This is a genomic window from Pseudomonas violetae (assembly GCF_023072615.1).
In the GTDB taxonomy this organism is placed as follows: domain Bacteria; phylum Pseudomonadota; class Gammaproteobacteria; order Pseudomonadales; family Pseudomonadaceae; genus Aquipseudomonas; species Aquipseudomonas violetae.
On record NZ_JAKNRW010000005.1, the window covers coordinates 126,317 to 142,928 of the forward strand.

Genomic DNA, 16,612 nt, shown 5'->3' on the forward strand with positions numbered 1-16,612 from the left:
ACACAAAAACAATAACCGTCCTTCTGCAACCCTCCGGGTGCAGAAAAGGAGTGCACGATGCAACCCTCTGTCAAAGCTCTGTTAGCCCTTACCTGCATGACCCTGAGCAGCGTCAGCCTGGCTGCCCAGACCCTGACCATCGCCACCGTCAACAACAGCGACATGATCCGCATGCAAAAGCTCTCGAAAGCGTTCGAGGCCGAGCACCCGCAGATCAAGCTCAATTGGGTGGTACTGGAAGAAAACGTCCTGCGCCAACGCCTCACAACCGATATCGCCACCCAGGGCGGTCAGTTCGACGTACTGACCATTGGCATGTACGAAGCCGCACTCTGGGGCGCCAAGGGTTGGCTGGAGCCGATGAAGGACTTACCGGCCTCCTATGACTTGGAAGACGTCTTTCCCTCGGTACGTGAAGGCCTGTCGGTCAAGGGCTCGCTCTATGCCTTGCCTTTCTACGCAGAGAGTTCGATTACCTACTACCGCACCGATTTGTTCAAGGAAGCCGGGCTGACCATGCCTGAGCGCCCCACCTGGACGCAGATCGGTGAATTCGCCAGCAAACTCACCGATAAAGATAACGAGCAGTACGGCATCTGCCTGCGCGGCAAGGCCGGTTGGGGCGAAAACATGGCGCTTATCACCACCTTGGGCAATGCCTACGGTGCTCGCTGGTTCGATGAGCAATGGCGGCCGGAGTTTACCGGGCCGGAGTGGAAAAATGCGCTGAATTTTTACGTCGACACCATGAAGCAAGCCGGCCCGCCGGGAGCCTCAAGCAACGGCTTCAACGAGAACCTGGCGCTGTTCAACAGCGGCAAATGCGCCATCTGGGTCGATGCCAGCGTGGCCGGCTCGTTCGTCACTGACAAGACCCAGAGCAAAGTGAGCGAGCACGTGGGCTTTACCTTTGCGCCGCATCAGGTCACCGATAAGGGCTCGGCCTGGCTTTACTCCTGGGCGCTGGCGATCCCCACCAGTTCCAAGGCTAAGGACGCGGCGAAAACTTTCAGCGCCTGGGCCACTTCCAGGGAGTACGGCGAACTGGTTGCCCAAAAAGATGGCATCGCCAACGTACCGCCAGGCACGCGGGCCTCGACCTACAGCGATGCGTACATGAGTGCCGCGCCATTCGCCAGGGTTACGCTCGAATCCCTGAAGGCCGCGAACCCGAGCCAACCGACCTTGAAACCGGTGCCCTACGTCGGCATCCAGCTGGTGACCATTCCCGAGTTCCAGGGTATTGGCACCCAGGTTGGCAAATCGTTCTCGGCAGCACTGATTGGCCAGACCACGGTCGACCAGGCGCTGACGGCAGCCCAGCAATCCACCGAACGTGAAATGAAGCGCGCGGGTTATCCCAAGTAACCCTAGCCACCCCAATTGTGGCGAGGGAGCGAGTTCCCTCGCCATAGGGTCTCACCGCATTACGAGCAAGTGATCGCCATGAATACTTCAACTGCCAAAGCTCACATGGACATTCCCCAGCCAGTGCGTAAAAGCCGGCTGGCCAACCCCGGCTGGTTCCTGGTCAGCCCCTCGGTAGCGCTGTTGCTGCTGTGGATGATCGTGCCGCTGGGCATGACTGTTTACTTCTCGATGATTCGCTACAACTTGCTTAACCCGGGCGAAAACCAGTTTATCGGGCTGGAGAACTTTACCTACTTCCTCACGGACCCGGGCTTCATGCCCGGAGCCATCAACACCCTGCTGCTGGTCGGCAGTGTGCTGCTGATCAGCGTGGTGCTGGGGGTTTTGATCAGTGCATTGCTGGAGGCCAGTGAATTCCTCGGGCGCGGCATCGTGCGAGTCATGCTCATCTCGCCGTTCTTCATCATGCCCACAGTCGGTGCGCTGATCTGGAAGAACCTGATTTTCCACCCGGTGTCGGGGATTCTTGCCTACGTGTGGAAGCTGTTCGGGGCGCAACCGGTGGACTGGCTGGCGCACTATCCGCTGCTGTCGATCATCATCATCGTGTCCTGGCAATGGCTGCCCTTCGCGATTCTGATTCTGATGACCGCCATGCAGTCCCTCGACCAGGAACAGAAAGAAGCCGCGCGCCTCGATGGCGCCGGGCCGGTCGCGATTTTCTGGCACCTGACGCTGCCGCACCTCGCACGCCCCATCGCGGTAGTGGTGATGATCGAAACCATCTTCCTGCTGTCGGTCTTCGCCGAAATATTCACTACCACCAATGGCGGCCCGGGCTATGCCTCGACCAACCTCGCCTACTTGATCTACAACCAGGCGCTGGTGCAGTTCGACGTCGGCATGGCGTCTGCCGGCGGCTTGATTGCGGTGGTCATCGCCAACATCGCCGCCATCGTGCTGGTGCGAATGATCGGCAAAAACCTGACAGACAACGCCTGAGGCCTGCGCCATGACCCTTCAACAATCCCGTCGCCTGCAAAGCCTGTTCCTCGGCACCCTGGCCTGGGCTATCGCGATCCTGATCTTCTTTCCGATTTTCTGGATGGTGCTGACCAGTTTCAAGACTGAAATCGATGCGTTCGCCACCCCGCCACAGTTCTTTTTCACCCCCACCATGGAGAATTACCTGCACATCAACGAGCGCAGCGATTACGTGAGCTTCGCCTGGAACTCGGTGGTGATTTCCTTCAGTGCCACCGCCTTGAGTCTGCTAATCGCGGTGCCGGCGGCCTACTCGATGGCGTTCTACGAAACCCAACGCACCAAGGGCACGCTGCTGTGGATGCTCTCGACCAAAATGCTGCCACCGGTGGGCGTACTGATGCCAATCTACCTGCTGGCCAAGAGCGTCGGCCTGCTCGATACGCGCATCGCCCTGATCGTGATCTACACACTGATCAACCTGCCGATCGTGGTCTGGATGATTTACACCTACTTCAAGGACATTCCCAAGGACATCCTTGAAGCGGCACGACTGGATGGCGCAACGCTATGGCAAGAGATGGTGCGCGTGTTGCTGCCTATCGCCAAGGGGGGCCTGGCCTCGACCGTGCTGCTGTCACTGATCCTGTGTTGGAACGAAGCGTTCTGGTCGCTGAACCTGACTTCGTCGAAAGCCGCGCCGTTGACCGCCTTGATCGCTTCTTACTCCAGCCCCGAAGGGCTGTTCTGGGCCAAGTTGTCGGCAGTCTCGACCCTGGCTTGCGCGCCGATCCTGATTTTTGGCTGGATCAGTCAGAAGCAGTTGGTGCGCGGCCTGTCGTTTGGCGCGGTGAAATGACGATTTCAAGCCCGACGAAATCTCCTGTAGGAGCCGGCTTACCAGCGATGGACGTCAACGATAACGCTGGCTGCCTGGATCAACGCGGCGTCTGCACGTGTTTCGCGAGCAAGCTCGCGCCAACCTACATAACAAGCGGAGGCCCATCATCATGGCCAACCTGAAAATCAAAAACCTGCAAAAAGGCTTCGAAGGCTTCTCCATTATCAAGGGCATCGACCTGGAAGTGAGCGACAAGGAGTTCGTGGTCTTTGTTGGCCCCTCGGGCTGCGGCAAATCCACCCTGCTGCGCCTGATTGCCGGGCTCGAAGAGGTCAGCGCAGGCACCATTGAACTTGATGGCCAGGACATTACCGAGGTCAGCCCGGCCAAGCGTGACCTGGCCATGGTGTTCCAGACCTACGCCCTGTACCCGCATATGAGCGTGCGCAAGAACATGTCCTTCGCTCTCGACTTGGCCGGCGTTGCAAAAGCCGAGGTTGCGAAGAAGGTCGGGGAAGCGGCACGCATTCTTGAACTCGGGCCAATGCTGGAGCGTAAGCCCAAGCAGCTGTCCGGTGGCCAGCGTCAACGAGTGGCGATCGGCCGAGCGATCGTGCGCAACCCGAAAATCTTCCTGTTCGATGAACCCTTGTCCAACCTCGACGCCGCCCTGCGGGTGCAAATGCGCCTGGAGCTGTTGCGCCTGCACAAGGATCTGCAAGCAACGATGATCTACGTGACCCACGACCAGGTCGAAGCCATGACGATGGCCGATAAGGTGGTGGTGCTCAATGGCGGCAAGATCGAGCAAGTCGGCTCGCCTCTGGACCTGTATCACCAGCCGGCCAACCTGTTTGTCGCCGGGTTTCTTGGCACGCCTAAAATGGGCTTCCTCAAAGGCAAGGTCTTGCGGGTCGACCGCCAAAGCTGCGAGGTGCAGCTGGACGCTGGAACCCGCATCAACTTGCCGCTGAGCGGCGCCAGCCTGAGCGTCGGCGGCGCAGTGACATTGGGCATCCGCCCTGAGCACCTGAACCTCGCGCACGGCAGCGATTGCACACTACAGGTCACCGCCGACGTCAGCGAACGGCTTGGCAGCGATACGTTCTGCCACGTGCTGACCGCATCCGGCGAAGCCCTGACGATGCGGGTTCGCGGTGATCTGGCCAGCCGTTATGGCGAGGCCCTAAGCCTGCACCTGGACGCCGAACACTGTCATTTATTCGATGCCGACGGCGTGGCGCTGCCCCGCCCGTTGCGCGCAGCCGCCTGATTTCTGAGAACCTGTGATGAAACTCAACAGACAGAATTTGCCCCACCTGGCCCCCGAAGTGGTTCTGCCCGCCTACGCTTTGAGCGACACCCGCCAGGGTATCGCGCACATCGGCGTCGGCGGTTTCCACCGGGCGCACCAGGCGTATTACACCGATGCGCTGATGAACTTGGGCATGGACCTGGATTGGGCCATTTGCGGCGTCGGCCTGCGCGCCGAAGACCGTCGCGCTCGCGATGACCTTCAAGGTCAGGATTACCTGTTCACCCTTTACGAGCTGGGTGATACCGACGACACCGAAATTCGGGTGATCGGTGCCATCCGCGACATGCTGCTGGCCGAAGACAGCGCTGAAGTGTTGATCGCCCGGCTGGCGGACCCACAGATTCGCATCGTCTCGCTGACCATCACTGAAGGCGGCTATTGCATCGATGACAGTAGTGGCGAGTTCATGGCCGATCTGCCGCAGATCCAGCATGACCTCACACATCCCCATGCACCGCAGACCGTGTTCGGTTTCCTCTGCGCAGCGCTGGCCCGTCGCCGCGCAGCAGGTATCCCGGCGTTCACCTTGATGTCCTGCGATAACTTGCCTCACAACGGCGCCGTTGCCCGCAAGGCCCTGCTGGCCTTCGCCGCCCTGCACGATGCCGACCTGGGCCTGTGGATCGCCGCCAATGTGAGTTTTCCCAGCGCCATGGTCGATCGCATCACGCCCATGACCAGCACCGCCCACCGCCTGCAACTGGCCGACAGGCATAGCGTTGACGATGCCTGGCCAGTGGTCTGCGAGCCTTTTGTGCAATGGGTACTGGAAGACAAGTTCGTCAACGGACGCCCGGCCTGGGAAAAGGTCGGCGTGCAGTTCACTGCCGACGTGACGCCGTACGAAGAAATGAAAATCAAGCTGCTCAACGGCAGCCATCTGGCGTTGACGTATCTGGGCTTCCTTAAAGGTTATCGCTACGTTCACGAGACGATGAGCGATCCATTGTTCGTGCGTTACATGCGTGCCTACATGCACCTGGACGTCACCCCGCAACTGTCCCCCGTGCCAGGAATCGACCTGGTCGATTACCAGGACACACTGGTGGCGCGCTTCTCGAATCAGGCGATAGCCGATCAACTGGAGCGGGTGTGTTCGGACGGCTCGTCAAAGTTTCCAAAATTCACCGTGCCGACCATCAACCGGCTGATCGCCGATGGCCGGGATACCCGGCGTGCCGCGTTGGTGGTAGCGGCCTGGGCTGTGTATTTGAAGGGGGTGGACGAGAATGGCGATACCTACACCATTCCTGATCCGCGGGCGACATTTTGCCAGACCTTGGTGGCCGATGATGCGTTGGTGACACAGCGGTTGCTGGGGGTCGAGGAGATTTTTGGTACCACGATCGCGCAGTCGCCAGAGTTTGTCGCGGCGTTTGAGTGGTGCTGCAACAGCTTGCGCGAGGTTGGGGTGACACGCACGCTTGAGCGGGTTTTGGCGTAGAGGGCGTTGATCATGGCACATCAACACCTATTCCTGGGTATCGACTGCGGCACCCAGGGCACCAAGGCCTTGATCCTTGACGCCGGCAGCGGTCGGGTTCTGGGCCAGGGCGCCGCTGCGCACAGCCTCATCACCGGTGCCAACGGCCGACGCGAGCAGGATACCCGTCAATGGCTCGATGCATTTGCCCTGGCAACACGCCGCGCATTGCTCGCGGCCAGTGTCGACGGCCAGGATATTCAGGGCATCGGCGTGTCCGGGCAGCAACATGGGCTGGTCCTGCTCGACCACCAGGGCCAGGTGCTGCGCCCGGCCAAGCTGTGGTGCGACACTGAGTCCACCGCGCAGAACGATCGTCTGTTGGCCTTGTTGGGAGGAGAAAAGGGTTCCCTGGAGCGGCTCGGCGTGGTGATCGCGCCGGGTTATACCCTGTCCAAACTGCTCTGGACCCGGGACCTTCATCCGCAGATATTTGCCCGCATCGCGCACATATTGTTGCCCCACGACTACCTCAACTATTGGCTCACCGGTCGCTGTTGCAGTGAGTATGGAGATGCCTCTGGCACGGGCTACTTCAACGTTCGCACGCGCCAGTGGGATACGCAGTTACTGCGCGAAATCGACCCCACCGGGAAGCTGGAGGCGGCGCTGCCGGAGCTGATCGGCGCCGACCAGGCAGTCGGTGGGATCAGACCGGATATCGCGGCGTTCCTTGGGATCAACCCACAGGCCAGGGTTGCCAGCGGCGGCGGTGACAACATGATGGGCGCAATCGGTACTGGCAACATCCAGTCCGGTGCCATCACGATGAGCCTGGGCTCATCGGGAACGGTGTATGCCTATGCCGACCATCCACGGGTCAGCCCGGATGCGTCGGTGGCCACTTTCTGTTCATCCAGCGGAGGCTGGCTGCCGCTGATCTGCACCATGAACCTGACCAATGCCACCTCGGTGATACGCGAACTGTTCGAACTGGATGTCCAGCGTTTCAACCAACGCGTGGCGCAGGCGCCGATGGGTGCTGAAGGCGTGTGCGTGCTGCCGTTTTTCAACGGCGAGCGGGTGCCTGCCCTGCCGCATGCCACTGGCAGCCTTCTGGGGTTGAGCCTGACCAACCTGACACAAGCCAATGTGTGTCGGGCAGTGGTCGAGGGCACCACGTTCGGATTGCGGTTCGGGCTGGACCTGCTGCGCCACAATGGCTTACAAAGCCTGCGTATTTGCCTGACGGGCGGCGGCTCGAAAAGCCCGGTGTGGCGGCAGATAGTCGCGGACATCATGGACACGCCCGTGATCTGCACCGAACAGAGCGAGGCGGCAGCCCTGGGCGCCGCGATTCAGGCCGCCTGGTGCGTGTCACGGGCGGACGGCGCCGCGGACAGCCTGGCAGACCTGTGCGAGCGTTGCGTGAAACTCGACCTGAGCAGCGAAACCCTACCAATCGCCGCCAATGTTGCCACGTATAAATCCCTGTACGAACGTTACCGACAGCATGTCGCAACCCTTTGAAGAGTGAACAATCATGTATCTGGTGTGTGGCGAAGCGCTGTTCGATTTTTTCAGTGAAGAGGACGCCAGCGGCCTGGCGTCCAAAGTGAATTTCAAGGCCATTGCCGGTGGCTCACCGTTCAATGTGGCGGTGGGATTACGCCGGCTGGGGGTAGAAGCCGGGCTGTTCACCGGCCTGTCAAGCGATTACCTGGGTAAACGCTTGCAGCAGGTGTTACAGGACGAAGGCGTGTGTACGGATTTCCTGGTGGAGTTCTCTGCGCCGACCACCCTGGCGATGGTTGCTGTGGGCGCTGATGGCTCGCCGCAATACAGTTTCCGTGGCGAAGGTTGCGCGGACCGGCAATTGCGACTTGACCACCTTCCGGCCCTGCCCCCCCAGGTCCGCGGCCTGCATGTAGGCTCCTACTCGTTGGTGGTGCAGCCGGTCGCCGATACCCTGTTGGCATTGGTGCGCAGGGAAAGCGGCAAGCGCTTGATCAGCCTCGATCCTAATGTGCGGCTTAATCCAGAGCCGAACATCGAGCTGTGGCGCTCGCGAGTGACGACGCTGGTCGAATATGCCGACCTAATCAAAGTCAGCGACGAGGACCTGAGCCTGTTGTATCCCGAACAGGAACCGCAGCGGGTGATCGAGGGTTGGCTGGAGCATCGCTGTCAGTTGGTGTTCCTGACCCGCGGTGGCGAGGGCGCGGCGGTGTTCAGTCGTCGCCATGGGTCTTGGGCGGTACCGGCCTGTGTCGTAGAGATGGCCGATACCGTCGGTGCGGGCGACACTTTCCAGGCTGCGTTAATCGCCTGGTTGACAGAGCAGCAGCTGGATTCGGTGCCTGGGTTGCAGCAGTTGGGGCGCGAGCAGATTGATGTAATGCTGAGGTTCGCTGTGCGGGCAGCGGCGCTGACGTGCGGCAAGACTGGGCCGGATTTGCCGTATCGACATCAGCTGCAATAGCGCTGACGTTGAGATTTTTCGGCCCCAGCCGACAGGTGGTATTCAGTGAGGTTAACCATCTCTTAACAGCGCGGTCAAAGACTGTGCTGGACCGCACGCCTGCAGGCTTGCCTGACAGCCCAGTGCGGCACGTTCGATCTTGAGGGTCGAGCTGACTTCCGTCTGCGCTGGAGTACATTCATGAAGACTCAAACGATATTGCTTACCTCCGCCCTTGCCAGCATTTCCTGGGCAGGAATCGCCCAGGCCAATGACACCAACACCACTCAAGCGGTGCCTTATCATTATGGAATGCCGCTGCATATCGCCAAGGTGGTCTCCCTGACCGAGCCTTCGACAATGGACTGCAAAGTGATCACGGCTGAAATGACATACATTGACCACTCCGGCCAACCTGCGCAAATCACCTATCGTAAATTATCGGATGCCTGCAGCCTGCAGAACTGAAGATACAGGGCCTGGTCTGTTTTCGGACCAGGCCCTTAAGCAAGGCATCAGATCGTCGGCACTTGGAAGGTTTTACGGTCCGGGTGCAGCGTTTGCTTGTGTGATTGATGGTCGATATCCGAACGTAAGCCGGCAATCAATTCGCTGATCTCCCGGCGGCCGTTGAGGTGACTGGCATCTATGCCCGATTTCACTAAATCGACCTGATCCGTGACGCCATCGGAGAACACTTTTATGGTCATGGAAAGGTCTGGAGTCAACGTGCATAAACAGCGTTTAGGCAGAAAACTGCTTTCAATGATATTGCGAAGTTCCAAAGCAGAAAGAAACATGGCGACCCTCTCCTTTTGTCAGATTGCCAACGAACATCAGGCGCTGACTCAATAAACTGCGCGGTCAGCTTAAGACCATCTACAGCATAAATCATGCCTCTGATTTCGCCGCGCAGCTCATCGGTAAATCAACGTGTTAGCAAAACGGAGAGCGACAGGCGTCATGCAATTTGCAAGAAGCGGTCCGCGCGCTCCGGCAAATTGCAACCTGCTCTACTCGTTTGGGCATCATGGGCTATCTGACCATTAATTCGACCGCCGGGCTGATCGCTCCGGCCAGTCTAAAAAAGACTTCGTCCTGGGGTAGTGGATGGTTTTATGCAGCGTTACAACAGCAAACCGGCGGTCGAACTCTATGTGCCCCAGGACATAGGGGCTCACGGACGTGTTTGGGCGGTATTGAGCAAGGTCGAGACGGCCATTGCCCAGCAGTGCCGTCATGCAGTCATGCCGTCATGCAGTCATGCAGTCATGCCGTCATGCCGTCATGCCGTCATGCAGTCACGCTGCTGGATGCGGCGCGCTCAGCCACGTGGCGCAGGCGGTCAAAGTTGATGTTGGCGCCCGAGTCGATTGCCACCAGGGTCTGGCCACGAGCCTGGGTGCGAGCTACATACTTCTTGATGCCAGCCACGGCTAACGCGCCGGAAGGTTCGGTGATCGAGCGGGTATCGTCGTAGATGTTCTTGATCGCGGAGCACAACTCGTCATTGCTGACAGTCAGCATTTCGTCAACGCCAAATCGACATACCTCAAAACCGTAAGCGCCTATCTGCGCTACCGCAACGCCATCGGCGAAGGTGCCGACGCTCGGCAGCACCACGCGCTCATCGGCCTCTAACGCTGCCGACAAGGACGCGGAGTGTTCGGACTCCACACCGATGATGCGCACTTCAGGTCGCAGGTATTTGACGTACGCGGCGATGCCGGCGATCAGCCCGCCACCACCCACCGGTACGAAGATCGCGTCGAGGGGGCCGGGATGCTGGCGCAGGATCTCCATGGCGACGGTGCCTTGCCCTGCGATCACGTCCGGGTCGTCGAAAGGCGAAACAAAGGTGCGGCCGGTGCGCCCCGCCAGGTCCAGGGCGTATCCCAGGGCAAATGGAAAACTCTCCCCATGCAGCACGGCCTCGGCGCCACGGCTGCGCACTCCCAGTACCTTGAGTTCCGGCGTGGTGGCGGGCATGACGATGGTTGCGGCGATCCCCAGTTCACGCGCAGCCAGCGCAACGCCTTGTGCATGATTGCCGGCCGACGCGCTGATCACTCCGCGCGCTTTTTGCTCATCGCTCAATTGCACCAGCTTGTTGTAGGCACCGCGGATCTTGAAGGAAAACGTCGGCTGCAGGTCCTCGCGTTTCAGCAGGATTTGGTTACCCAGGGCTTCGGAAAGAGCTGGCGCTGGTTGCAGCGGCGTACGGACTGCCAGTTCGTAGACCGGCGCGGCGAGGATCTTTTTGACGTAGTGCGCGAGCAGAGTTTGCTGGCTGGGTGTGTAGGTCATTTTCGTCTCCAGTGGTATCCGGGTAGGAGCTGCCGTAACGGCTTCAACCCAGGAGACAGAAAGTAAAAACCCGCCTCGAGGGCGGGTTGGGTGCTGCAGTCGTGAGCTAGCCCGCCAAATAAGGAATGGCGGTAATAATGCTTGGCTGGCAGCGCAAAACGTTGAAAGTCATCAGCAGAAATTAGCTGGCGGTTGATGGCAAGTCAATGGCCAATTACGCGCGGCCGTTACAGGCTTGGGCTCAACCCCCAGAGTGTGGGCGCAGCTATTTCAACCCAACCTTATACAACACGCCATCGCTCTCATCCGTCAGCACGTACAAGTAGCCGTCGGGTCCCTGCCGCACATCGCGAATACGCTTGTTGAGCTCGCCCATCAAGCGTTCCTCATGCACCACCTTGTCCCCATGGAACTGCAGGCGTATCAGTTCCTGGCTGACCAGTGCTCCCAGGAACACATTGTGTTGCCACACCTTGAATCGATCAGCATCATAAAATGCCATGCCGCTCAGCCCCGGGGACTTTTCCCATACATGATGCGGTCCTACGGTGCCTTCGGCGGTCTTGCCGGAGGCTTCCGGAATGGGTTGGCCTGAATAGTTGATGCCATGGGTGGCGAGCGGCCAACCGTAGTTCTTGCCGCGCTCGATGACGTTGAGTTCGTCACCACCGCGGGGGCCATGTTCTGTTTCCCACAGTACGCCCGTCCACGGGTTCAGCGCCGCACCCTGGGGATTGCGCTGGCCATAGGACCAGATTTCCGGGCGCACGCCACTCTGCCCGACAAAAGGGTTGTCATCCGGCACCCGGCCATCCGGATAGACCCTGACCACCTTGCCCTGCAGTTTGTCGAGATCCTGGGCGGTTGGCCTGTCGTTGTTTTCACCCAGGGTGATGAACAGATAGCCGTCGCGGTCGAACACCAGGCGTGAGCCGAAGTGATTACCGACCGAGAGCTTGGGTTCCTGGCGGAAGATTACCTTGAAGTTTTTCAGGCTCTTCAAATCTGCCGACAATTGCCCGCGGCCCACCGCCGTACCGGCCTTGTCCCCCTTGCCCCCACCTTCGGCGTAAGACAGATAGACCGTGCGGTCCTGCTTGAAGTCCGGGGACAGCACCACATCCAGCAAACCGCCCTGCCCCTTGGCCCACACAGCGGGCACGCCGCCGATAGGCGCCGACAGTTTTCCATCGACATTGACCAACCGCAGGTTACCCGGGCGCTCGGTTACCAGCATACCCTGGCGGTCTGGCAGAAATGCCAGGGCCCAGGGATGATCCAGCCCTTGAGTGAGGGTCGTGACTTCAAGCGTGCCCTGCTCGCTCTTCAATTCCTGGACAGTGGCCGCGATGGCGGTGGGTGCAGTAGTAAACAGGACACTGGCGCAGAAGGTGGCCAGGAGGGATTTTCTCAACATGCACAATTCCTTATGTCGTCAAATGGTCAGCCAGGCTGTCAGCGATTGCTGGTATCGCCCTCTCGATGCGGAGGGTTGGGTATAAACCTGGGCGGGCTGTCGGGCACAGGGCGAGTCTGCGGCGCACGATTGCCGATGCCGCCGTTGTCCAGGGTCGGTGGCCGGGGCACTGGAACGGTATTGGGCCCGCGTATGGCCGGCGCGCTGGGCTGCGTGCCTTGCAGGCTATTAGGGTTGGCCCGGCGGATCAGGCTGTTGTAGGGGTTGCTGGTTCTACCTGTGGGACTTTGCGCCAACAGCATCGACTCAGGAGGCGCTGCGGCCTGGACCTGATGGCTAAGCACGCCACTCAATGCCAGTGCGGTGGAGACCAGCACGAACCTGTTCATTGGTGAACCTCTCGACGTCAGCGTAGATAGGGTCTTCGATACCACGCTACGCCGGGGGTTCTGTTTTGTTAATCAAAACCTCGCGCCGAAGATGTAACACCAGTTGACCAATGTACCGCGCGGCCCTGGCGGGCCGGGCCACAGCTCGCTGAAACTTTTGTCCGACGATGCGGGTCACCTGATCATCACTCGCGAGTAGACGATAATGGCACGGGCAATCTGGAAAGGCGCAATCAGTTTCGGGCTGGTGCATATCCCTGTGGCGCTGGTCTCGGCGACGTCTTCCCAAGGCGTTGATTTTGACTGGCTGGACAGTCGCAGCATGGAGCCTGTTGGGTATAAACGGGTGAACAAGGTCACCGGCAAGGAGGTGACTAAAGAACACATTGTCAAAGGTGTGCAGTACGAAAAGGGCCGCTACGTAGTGCTCAGTGAAGATGAGATCAAGTCGGCACACCCACTCTCCACCCAGACAATCGATATTTTTTCATTCGTCGACAGCGAGCAGATACCGCTGCAGAACATCGACACTCCCTACTATCTGGCGCCGGACAAGCGTGGCGGCAAGGTGTATGCGCTGCTGCGTGAAACCCTGAGCAAAACCAATAAAGTTGCCCTGTGCCACGTGGTGCTGCATACCCGCCAGCATCTGGCGGCGCTGATGCCGCTGGAGTCGGCGTTGGTCCTGGTGATGCTGCGCTGGCCGGAAGAGGTGCACAGTCTCGATACCTTGGAACTGGGCAGCGAGGTCACCGAGCCGAAACTGGCCAAGGGCGAGCTCGACATGGCCAAGCGCCTGGTGCAGGACATGAGCGGCGACTGGTCGCCTGGAGACTATCGAGACAGTTTCGAGGACAAGATCATGGCGCTGGTTGAGAAGAAAGCCCATGAAGGAAAAATCGAGGATGTGGAGACGGCTACTGGCGCGCAAGCGCATAAAACGGCGGATGTTATTGATTTGACCGAGCTGCTTAAACGCAGTCTGGGTGGTAAGACTGCTGCCAAGCCTTCAGCAAAGCCGGCATCGGCGAAAAAAACTTCCAAGCGTTCCACCGGTTGATGGCGTTTTCTTAACATCTGCCCCCTGTAGGGGCGAGCAAGCACGCTCCTACAGAACACCCCATCATCAGATCAACACAAAAACCGCCAGCAGCCCGCCAAATACCGCCCACTTTTCCAGATAATAGCGCTTACGGTTGCGCTTCTTGAGCGCCTTGCCGCGCAAGCGGATCCTGTAGATCCTGCCGAACAGCCGATTGATTCCACCCGTCTTGTCCCCTGCATCATTAGGCGCACCGGCAGCAGACATGACATGGCGGCTGAACCAGCCGTTGAACGCCGCCGCCCAGGGATATTTCATCGGCCGCTCGACATCGCAAAACAGAATAATGCGATTTTGATCCGTGGTGTTTTCCGCGTAATGGATGAAGGTCTCATCGAACATCACCGGCTCACCGTCGCGCCAGTGGTAATTCTCGCCATCGACATTGATATAGCAACCCGCATCGTTGGGCGTTTCCAGGCCTAGGTGATAACGGTAGGAACCGGCATAGGGATCACGATGGCGCACCAGTTTAGACCCCGCCGGCAGCTCGGCGAACATCGCCGCTTTGATCGAGCCAATACCCTGCACCAGTTCGGTCGTGCGCGGGCACAACTTCATCGCCGAGGGATGACTGTCGCTGTACCACTTCAGGTAGAAACGTTTCCAGCCAGACTTGAAGAATGAGTTGAAACCGACATCATCAAATTCGCGGGAACGCTTTATCTCACCTGCGCGAATCAGGTTCAGCCCTTCGGCGCGAATTTCCTCCCAATGCTCCTGCAGCGGCCGCAGGTCGGGGAAGTCTGCCGGATCAAGGTACGGCTTCTTGGGCATTTTCGAGAACAGGTAGAGGAAGCAGTTGAGTGGCGCGAGGAACGTCGAGTGGTCGCTCAGTTGTCGGCCCAGTTTGTGGCGCTCGCGACCGCGCAGGTGGACGTAAGTGATCGAGACTATATAAATGGCGGCAATGATGAGTTTCACGGAAATGGTCACAAGTCAGGAGTGAACAAACAGCATCCAGGCCTGCCGGCATCAGGCAGAACTGGCATTTTAGTCACAGTTGATAACCACTGGTTAAGCCATATGTGTAAAAAACTGTCCGCTGATGCCGCCAAAGCACCCGTGTGGCCTCAATGCCCTATCGTTTAAGGTGCGAGACCAGTACAATCGCGGCCAAACATTACGCGCCCCCCTTGGTTGATAACGGGAAACAACTCCGTTTCAGCGCACTTTGACTCGGGCCAAGCGCTCCATATGCTGCTGTCCACTTATTGCCAGATGGACCTTCCGCTTCTGACCGGGATGCATTTCCCGTGGTTTGAATATCGGAAACGGGTACTGAATCGGTACTGCCGCAACCCTAGCTACTCTGAATGCTTCGCAGGAAAAACCTTTGATTTCTACAGCTAACATCACGATGCAGTTCGGCGCCAAGCCGTTATTCGAGAACGTTTCGGTCAAATTCGCTGCGGGCAACCGCTATGGCCTGATCGGCGCCAATGGTTGCGGCAAGTCGACCTTCATGAAAATCCTCGGTAATGATCTTGAGCCGTCCGGCGGCCAAGTGATGCTCGAGCCGAACGTGCGTCTGGGTAAATTGCGCCAGGACCAGTTCGCCTACGAAGAATTTACCGTGATCGACACCGTGATCATGGGCCACGAAGAGCTGTGGAAGGTCAAGGCCGAGCGCGATCGCATCTACTCGCTGCCGGAAATGACCGAAGCAGACGGCATGGCTGTGGCCGAGCTGGAAACCGAGTTCGCGGAAATGGACGGCTACACCGCCGAATCCCGTGCAGGCGAACTGTTGCTGGGCCTGGGCATCGGCATCGAGCAGCACTTTGGCCCGATGAGCGAAGTGTCCCCTGGCTGGAAACTGCGCGTATTGCTGGCTCAGGCGCTGTTTTCCGACCCTGAAGTGCTGTTGCTCGACGAACCGACCAACCACCTGGACATCAACACCATCCGCTGGCTGGAAAACATCCTGACCCAGCGCTCCAGCTTGATGATCATCATCTCTCACGACCGTCACTTCCTGAACAGCGTGTGCACCCACATGGCTGACCTGGATTACGGCGAGCTGCGCCTGTTCCCGGGCAACTACGACGAGTACATGACCGTGGCGACCCAGTCACGCGAGCAGCTGCTGTCGGACAACGCCAAGAAGAAAGCCCAGATTTCGGAACTGCAGTCGTTCGTCAGCCGTTTCTCGGCCAACGCCTCAAAAGCCAAGCAAGCCACCTCCCGCGCCAAGGCGATCGACAAGATCCAGCTGGCCGAGGTTAAGCCTTCGAGCCGTGTGAGCCCGTTCATCCGTTTCGAACAAACCAAGAAGCTGCACCGCCAGGCGGTCATCGTCGAGCGTATGGCCAAAGGCTTCGACGGCAAGCCGCTGTTCAAAGACTTCAGCTTCGTGGTTGAAGCCGGCGAGCGCGTGGCGATCATCGGCCCGAACGGTATCGGTAAAACCACTCTGCTGCGCACCCTGGTCAACGAACTGACCCCGGATGCCGGCACCGTGAAGTGGACCGACGCCGCGGAACTGGGCTACTACGCCCAGGACCACGCGCACGACTTCGAAGACGACTGCAACCTGTTCGACTGGATGGGCCAATGGACCCAGGGCGGCGAGCAAATCGTTCGCGGTACCCTCGGCCGGATGCTGTTCTCCAACGACGAGATTCTGAAGTCGGTGAAGGTCATCTCCGGTGGTGAGCAAGGCCGTATGCTGTTCGGCAAGCTGATCCTGCAAAAGCCGAACGTGCTGATCATGGACGAACCGACCAACCACTTGGACATGGAATCCATCGAGGCGCTGAACCTGGCGCTGGAGAACTACCCGGGCACGCTGATCTTCGTCAGCCACGACCGCGAGTTCGTATCGTCCCTGGCTACCCGCATCATCGAGTTGAGCGCCAGCGGCGTGATCGACTTCAGCGGTACTTATGATGATTACCTGCGCAGCCAGGGTGTGGTGTTCTAAGAGCCGCTTTTAGTTTCAAGCTGCAAGTGAAAGCCCTGTCCTGGTGACGGGGCTTTTCGCGTTTCAGGGTCCA

At 59.1% G+C, this 16,612-nt stretch carries 14 protein-coding genes and 1 pseudogene; 10 read left to right on the forward strand and 5 right to left on the reverse strand.

The window, feature by feature from the left end; all coding sequences use genetic code 11:
- The first annotated feature begins 57 nt into the window (after positions 1-57).
- The 8 genes from L9059_RS09290 to L9059_RS09325 all read left to right on the forward strand — a co-directional run bounded on the left by L9059_RS09290 (position 58) and on the right by L9059_RS09325 (position 8,866).
- A complete protein-coding gene (locus L9059_RS09290) occupies positions 58-1,368 on the forward strand; it encodes an ABC transporter substrate-binding protein (RefSeq protein WP_247290241.1) in 1,311 nt (436 codons plus the stop codon).
- Between the two features lie 78 nt (positions 1,369-1,446).
- Entirely contained in the window at positions 1,447-2,373 is a 927-nt protein-coding gene (locus L9059_RS09295) for a carbohydrate ABC transporter permease (RefSeq protein WP_428480252.1), read from the forward strand.
- Between the two features lie 10 nt (positions 2,374-2,383).
- Positions 2,384-3,214 carry a carbohydrate ABC transporter permease gene (locus L9059_RS09300; protein WP_247290244.1) on the forward strand — a complete coding sequence of 277 codons (831 nt, stop codon included), beginning with the start codon at positions 2,384-2,386 and terminating at the stop codon, positions 3,212-3,214.
- Positions 3,215-3,365: 151 nt separating this feature from the next.
- Positions 3,366-4,469 (forward strand): ABC transporter ATP-binding protein, encoded by a 1,104-nt coding sequence (locus L9059_RS09305; RefSeq protein ID WP_247290245.1) that lies wholly within the window; start codon positions 3,366-3,368, stop codon positions 4,467-4,469.
- A 16-nt stretch (positions 4,470-4,485) separates the two neighbouring features.
- The gene (locus L9059_RS09310) at positions 4,486-5,958 is read left to right on the forward strand and encodes a mannitol dehydrogenase family protein (protein WP_247290247.1); all 1,473 of its coding nucleotides are present in this window, start codon (positions 4,486-4,488) and stop codon (positions 5,956-5,958) included.
- A gap of 12 nt (positions 5,959-5,970) precedes the next feature.
- Complete coding sequence (gene xylB, locus L9059_RS09315; protein WP_247290249.1) at positions 5,971-7,467, forward strand: xylulokinase; 1,497 nt, start codon at positions 5,971-5,973, stop codon at positions 7,465-7,467.
- A 13-nt stretch (positions 7,468-7,480) separates the two neighbouring features.
- Positions 7,481-8,419, forward strand: coding sequence for a carbohydrate kinase family protein (locus L9059_RS09320; protein ID WP_247290251.1), 939 nt, complete (start codon positions 7,481-7,483; stop codon positions 8,417-8,419).
- Positions 8,420-8,599: 180 nt separating this feature from the next.
- On the forward strand, positions 8,600-8,866 hold the full coding sequence (locus L9059_RS09325) for a DUF2790 domain-containing protein (RefSeq protein WP_247290252.1): 267 nt from the start codon (positions 8,600-8,602) through the stop codon (positions 8,864-8,866).
- Positions 8,867-8,913: 47 nt separating this feature from the next.
- Here L9059_RS09325 and L9059_RS09330 read toward each other — a convergent pair whose 3' ends face one another.
- The 4 genes and pseudogenes from L9059_RS09330 to L9059_RS09345 form a co-directional block, all read right to left on the reverse strand.
- Positions 8,914-9,198 carry a DUF1652 domain-containing protein gene (locus L9059_RS09330; RefSeq protein ID WP_247290254.1) on the reverse strand — a complete coding sequence of 95 codons (285 nt, stop codon included), beginning with the start codon at positions 9,196-9,198 and terminating at the stop codon, positions 8,914-8,916.
- 517 nt (positions 9,199-9,715) lie between these two features.
- Positions 9,716-10,705: pseudogene (gene ilvA / locus L9059_RS09335) on the reverse strand (threonine ammonia-lyase, biosynthetic); the annotation flags it as partial.
- 265 nt (positions 10,706-10,970) lie between these two features.
- Positions 10,971-12,122 (reverse strand): PQQ-dependent sugar dehydrogenase, encoded by a 1,152-nt coding sequence (locus L9059_RS09340; protein WP_247290258.1) that lies wholly within the window; start codon positions 12,120-12,122, stop codon positions 10,971-10,973.
- A 38-nt stretch (positions 12,123-12,160) separates the two neighbouring features.
- Positions 12,161-12,511 carry a hypothetical protein gene (locus L9059_RS09345; RefSeq protein WP_247290260.1) on the reverse strand — a complete coding sequence of 117 codons (351 nt, stop codon included), beginning with the start codon at positions 12,509-12,511 and terminating at the stop codon, positions 12,161-12,163.
- Positions 12,512-12,716: 205 nt separating this feature from the next.
- On the opposite strand from L9059_RS09345, the gene ku reads away from it, so the two are divergent.
- Positions 12,717-13,571, forward strand: a complete 855-nt coding sequence (ku, locus tag L9059_RS09350) for a non-homologous end joining protein Ku (protein ID WP_247290262.1) — start codon at positions 12,717-12,719, stop codon at positions 13,569-13,571.
- 66 nt (positions 13,572-13,637) lie between these two features.
- Here ku and lpxO read toward each other — a convergent pair whose 3' ends face one another.
- Entirely contained in the window at positions 13,638-14,537 is a 900-nt protein-coding gene (lpxO, locus tag L9059_RS09355) for a lipid A hydroxylase LpxO (RefSeq protein ID WP_247290264.1), read from the reverse strand.
- 412 nt (positions 14,538-14,949) lie between these two features.
- Here lpxO and L9059_RS09360 point away from each other — a divergent pair, with 412 nt between their 5' ends.
- Positions 14,950-16,539, forward strand: a complete 1,590-nt coding sequence (locus tag L9059_RS09360) for an ABC-F family ATPase (protein WP_247290266.1) — start codon at positions 14,950-14,952, stop codon at positions 16,537-16,539.
- The last annotated feature ends 73 nt before the right edge of the window (positions 16,540-16,612 follow it).

What these genes read in the sequence shown, in the direction of transcription:
- L9059_RS09290 (WP_247290241.1), top strand. Translation starts at nt 58, where the DNA reads ATGCAACCCTCTGTCAAAGCTCTGTTAGCCCTTACCTGCATGACCCTG.
- L9059_RS09295 (WP_428480252.1), top strand. Translation starts at nt 1,447, where the DNA reads ATGAATACTTCAACTGCCAAAGCTCACATGGACATTCCCCAGCCAGTG.
- L9059_RS09300 (WP_247290244.1), top strand. Translation starts at nt 2,384, where the DNA reads ATGACCCTTCAACAATCCCGTCGCCTGCAAAGCCTGTTCCTCGGCACC.
- L9059_RS09305 (WP_247290245.1), top strand. Translation starts at nt 3,366, where the DNA reads ATGGCCAACCTGAAAATCAAAAACCTGCAAAAAGGCTTCGAAGGCTTC.
- L9059_RS09310 (WP_247290247.1), top strand. Translation starts at nt 4,486, where the DNA reads ATGAAACTCAACAGACAGAATTTGCCCCACCTGGCCCCCGAAGTGGTT.
- xylB (WP_247290249.1), top strand. Translation starts at nt 5,971, where the DNA reads ATGGCACATCAACACCTATTCCTGGGTATCGACTGCGGCACCCAGGGC.
- L9059_RS09320 (WP_247290251.1), top strand. Translation starts at nt 7,481, where the DNA reads ATGTATCTGGTGTGTGGCGAAGCGCTGTTCGATTTTTTCAGTGAAGAG.
- L9059_RS09325 (WP_247290252.1), top strand. Translation starts at nt 8,600, where the DNA reads ATGAAGACTCAAACGATATTGCTTACCTCCGCCCTTGCCAGCATTTCC.
- L9059_RS09330 (WP_247290254.1), bottom strand. Translation starts at nt 9,198, where the DNA reads ATGTTTCTTTCTGCTTTGGAACTTCGCAATATCATTGAAAGCAGTTTT.
- L9059_RS09340 (WP_247290258.1), bottom strand. Translation starts at nt 12,122, where the DNA reads ATGTTGAGAAAATCCCTCCTGGCCACCTTCTGCGCCAGTGTCCTGTTT.
- L9059_RS09345 (WP_247290260.1), bottom strand. Translation starts at nt 12,511, where the DNA reads ATGAACAGGTTCGTGCTGGTCTCCACCGCACTGGCATTGAGTGGCGTG.
- ku (WP_247290262.1), top strand. Translation starts at nt 12,717, where the DNA reads ATGGCACGGGCAATCTGGAAAGGCGCAATCAGTTTCGGGCTGGTGCAT.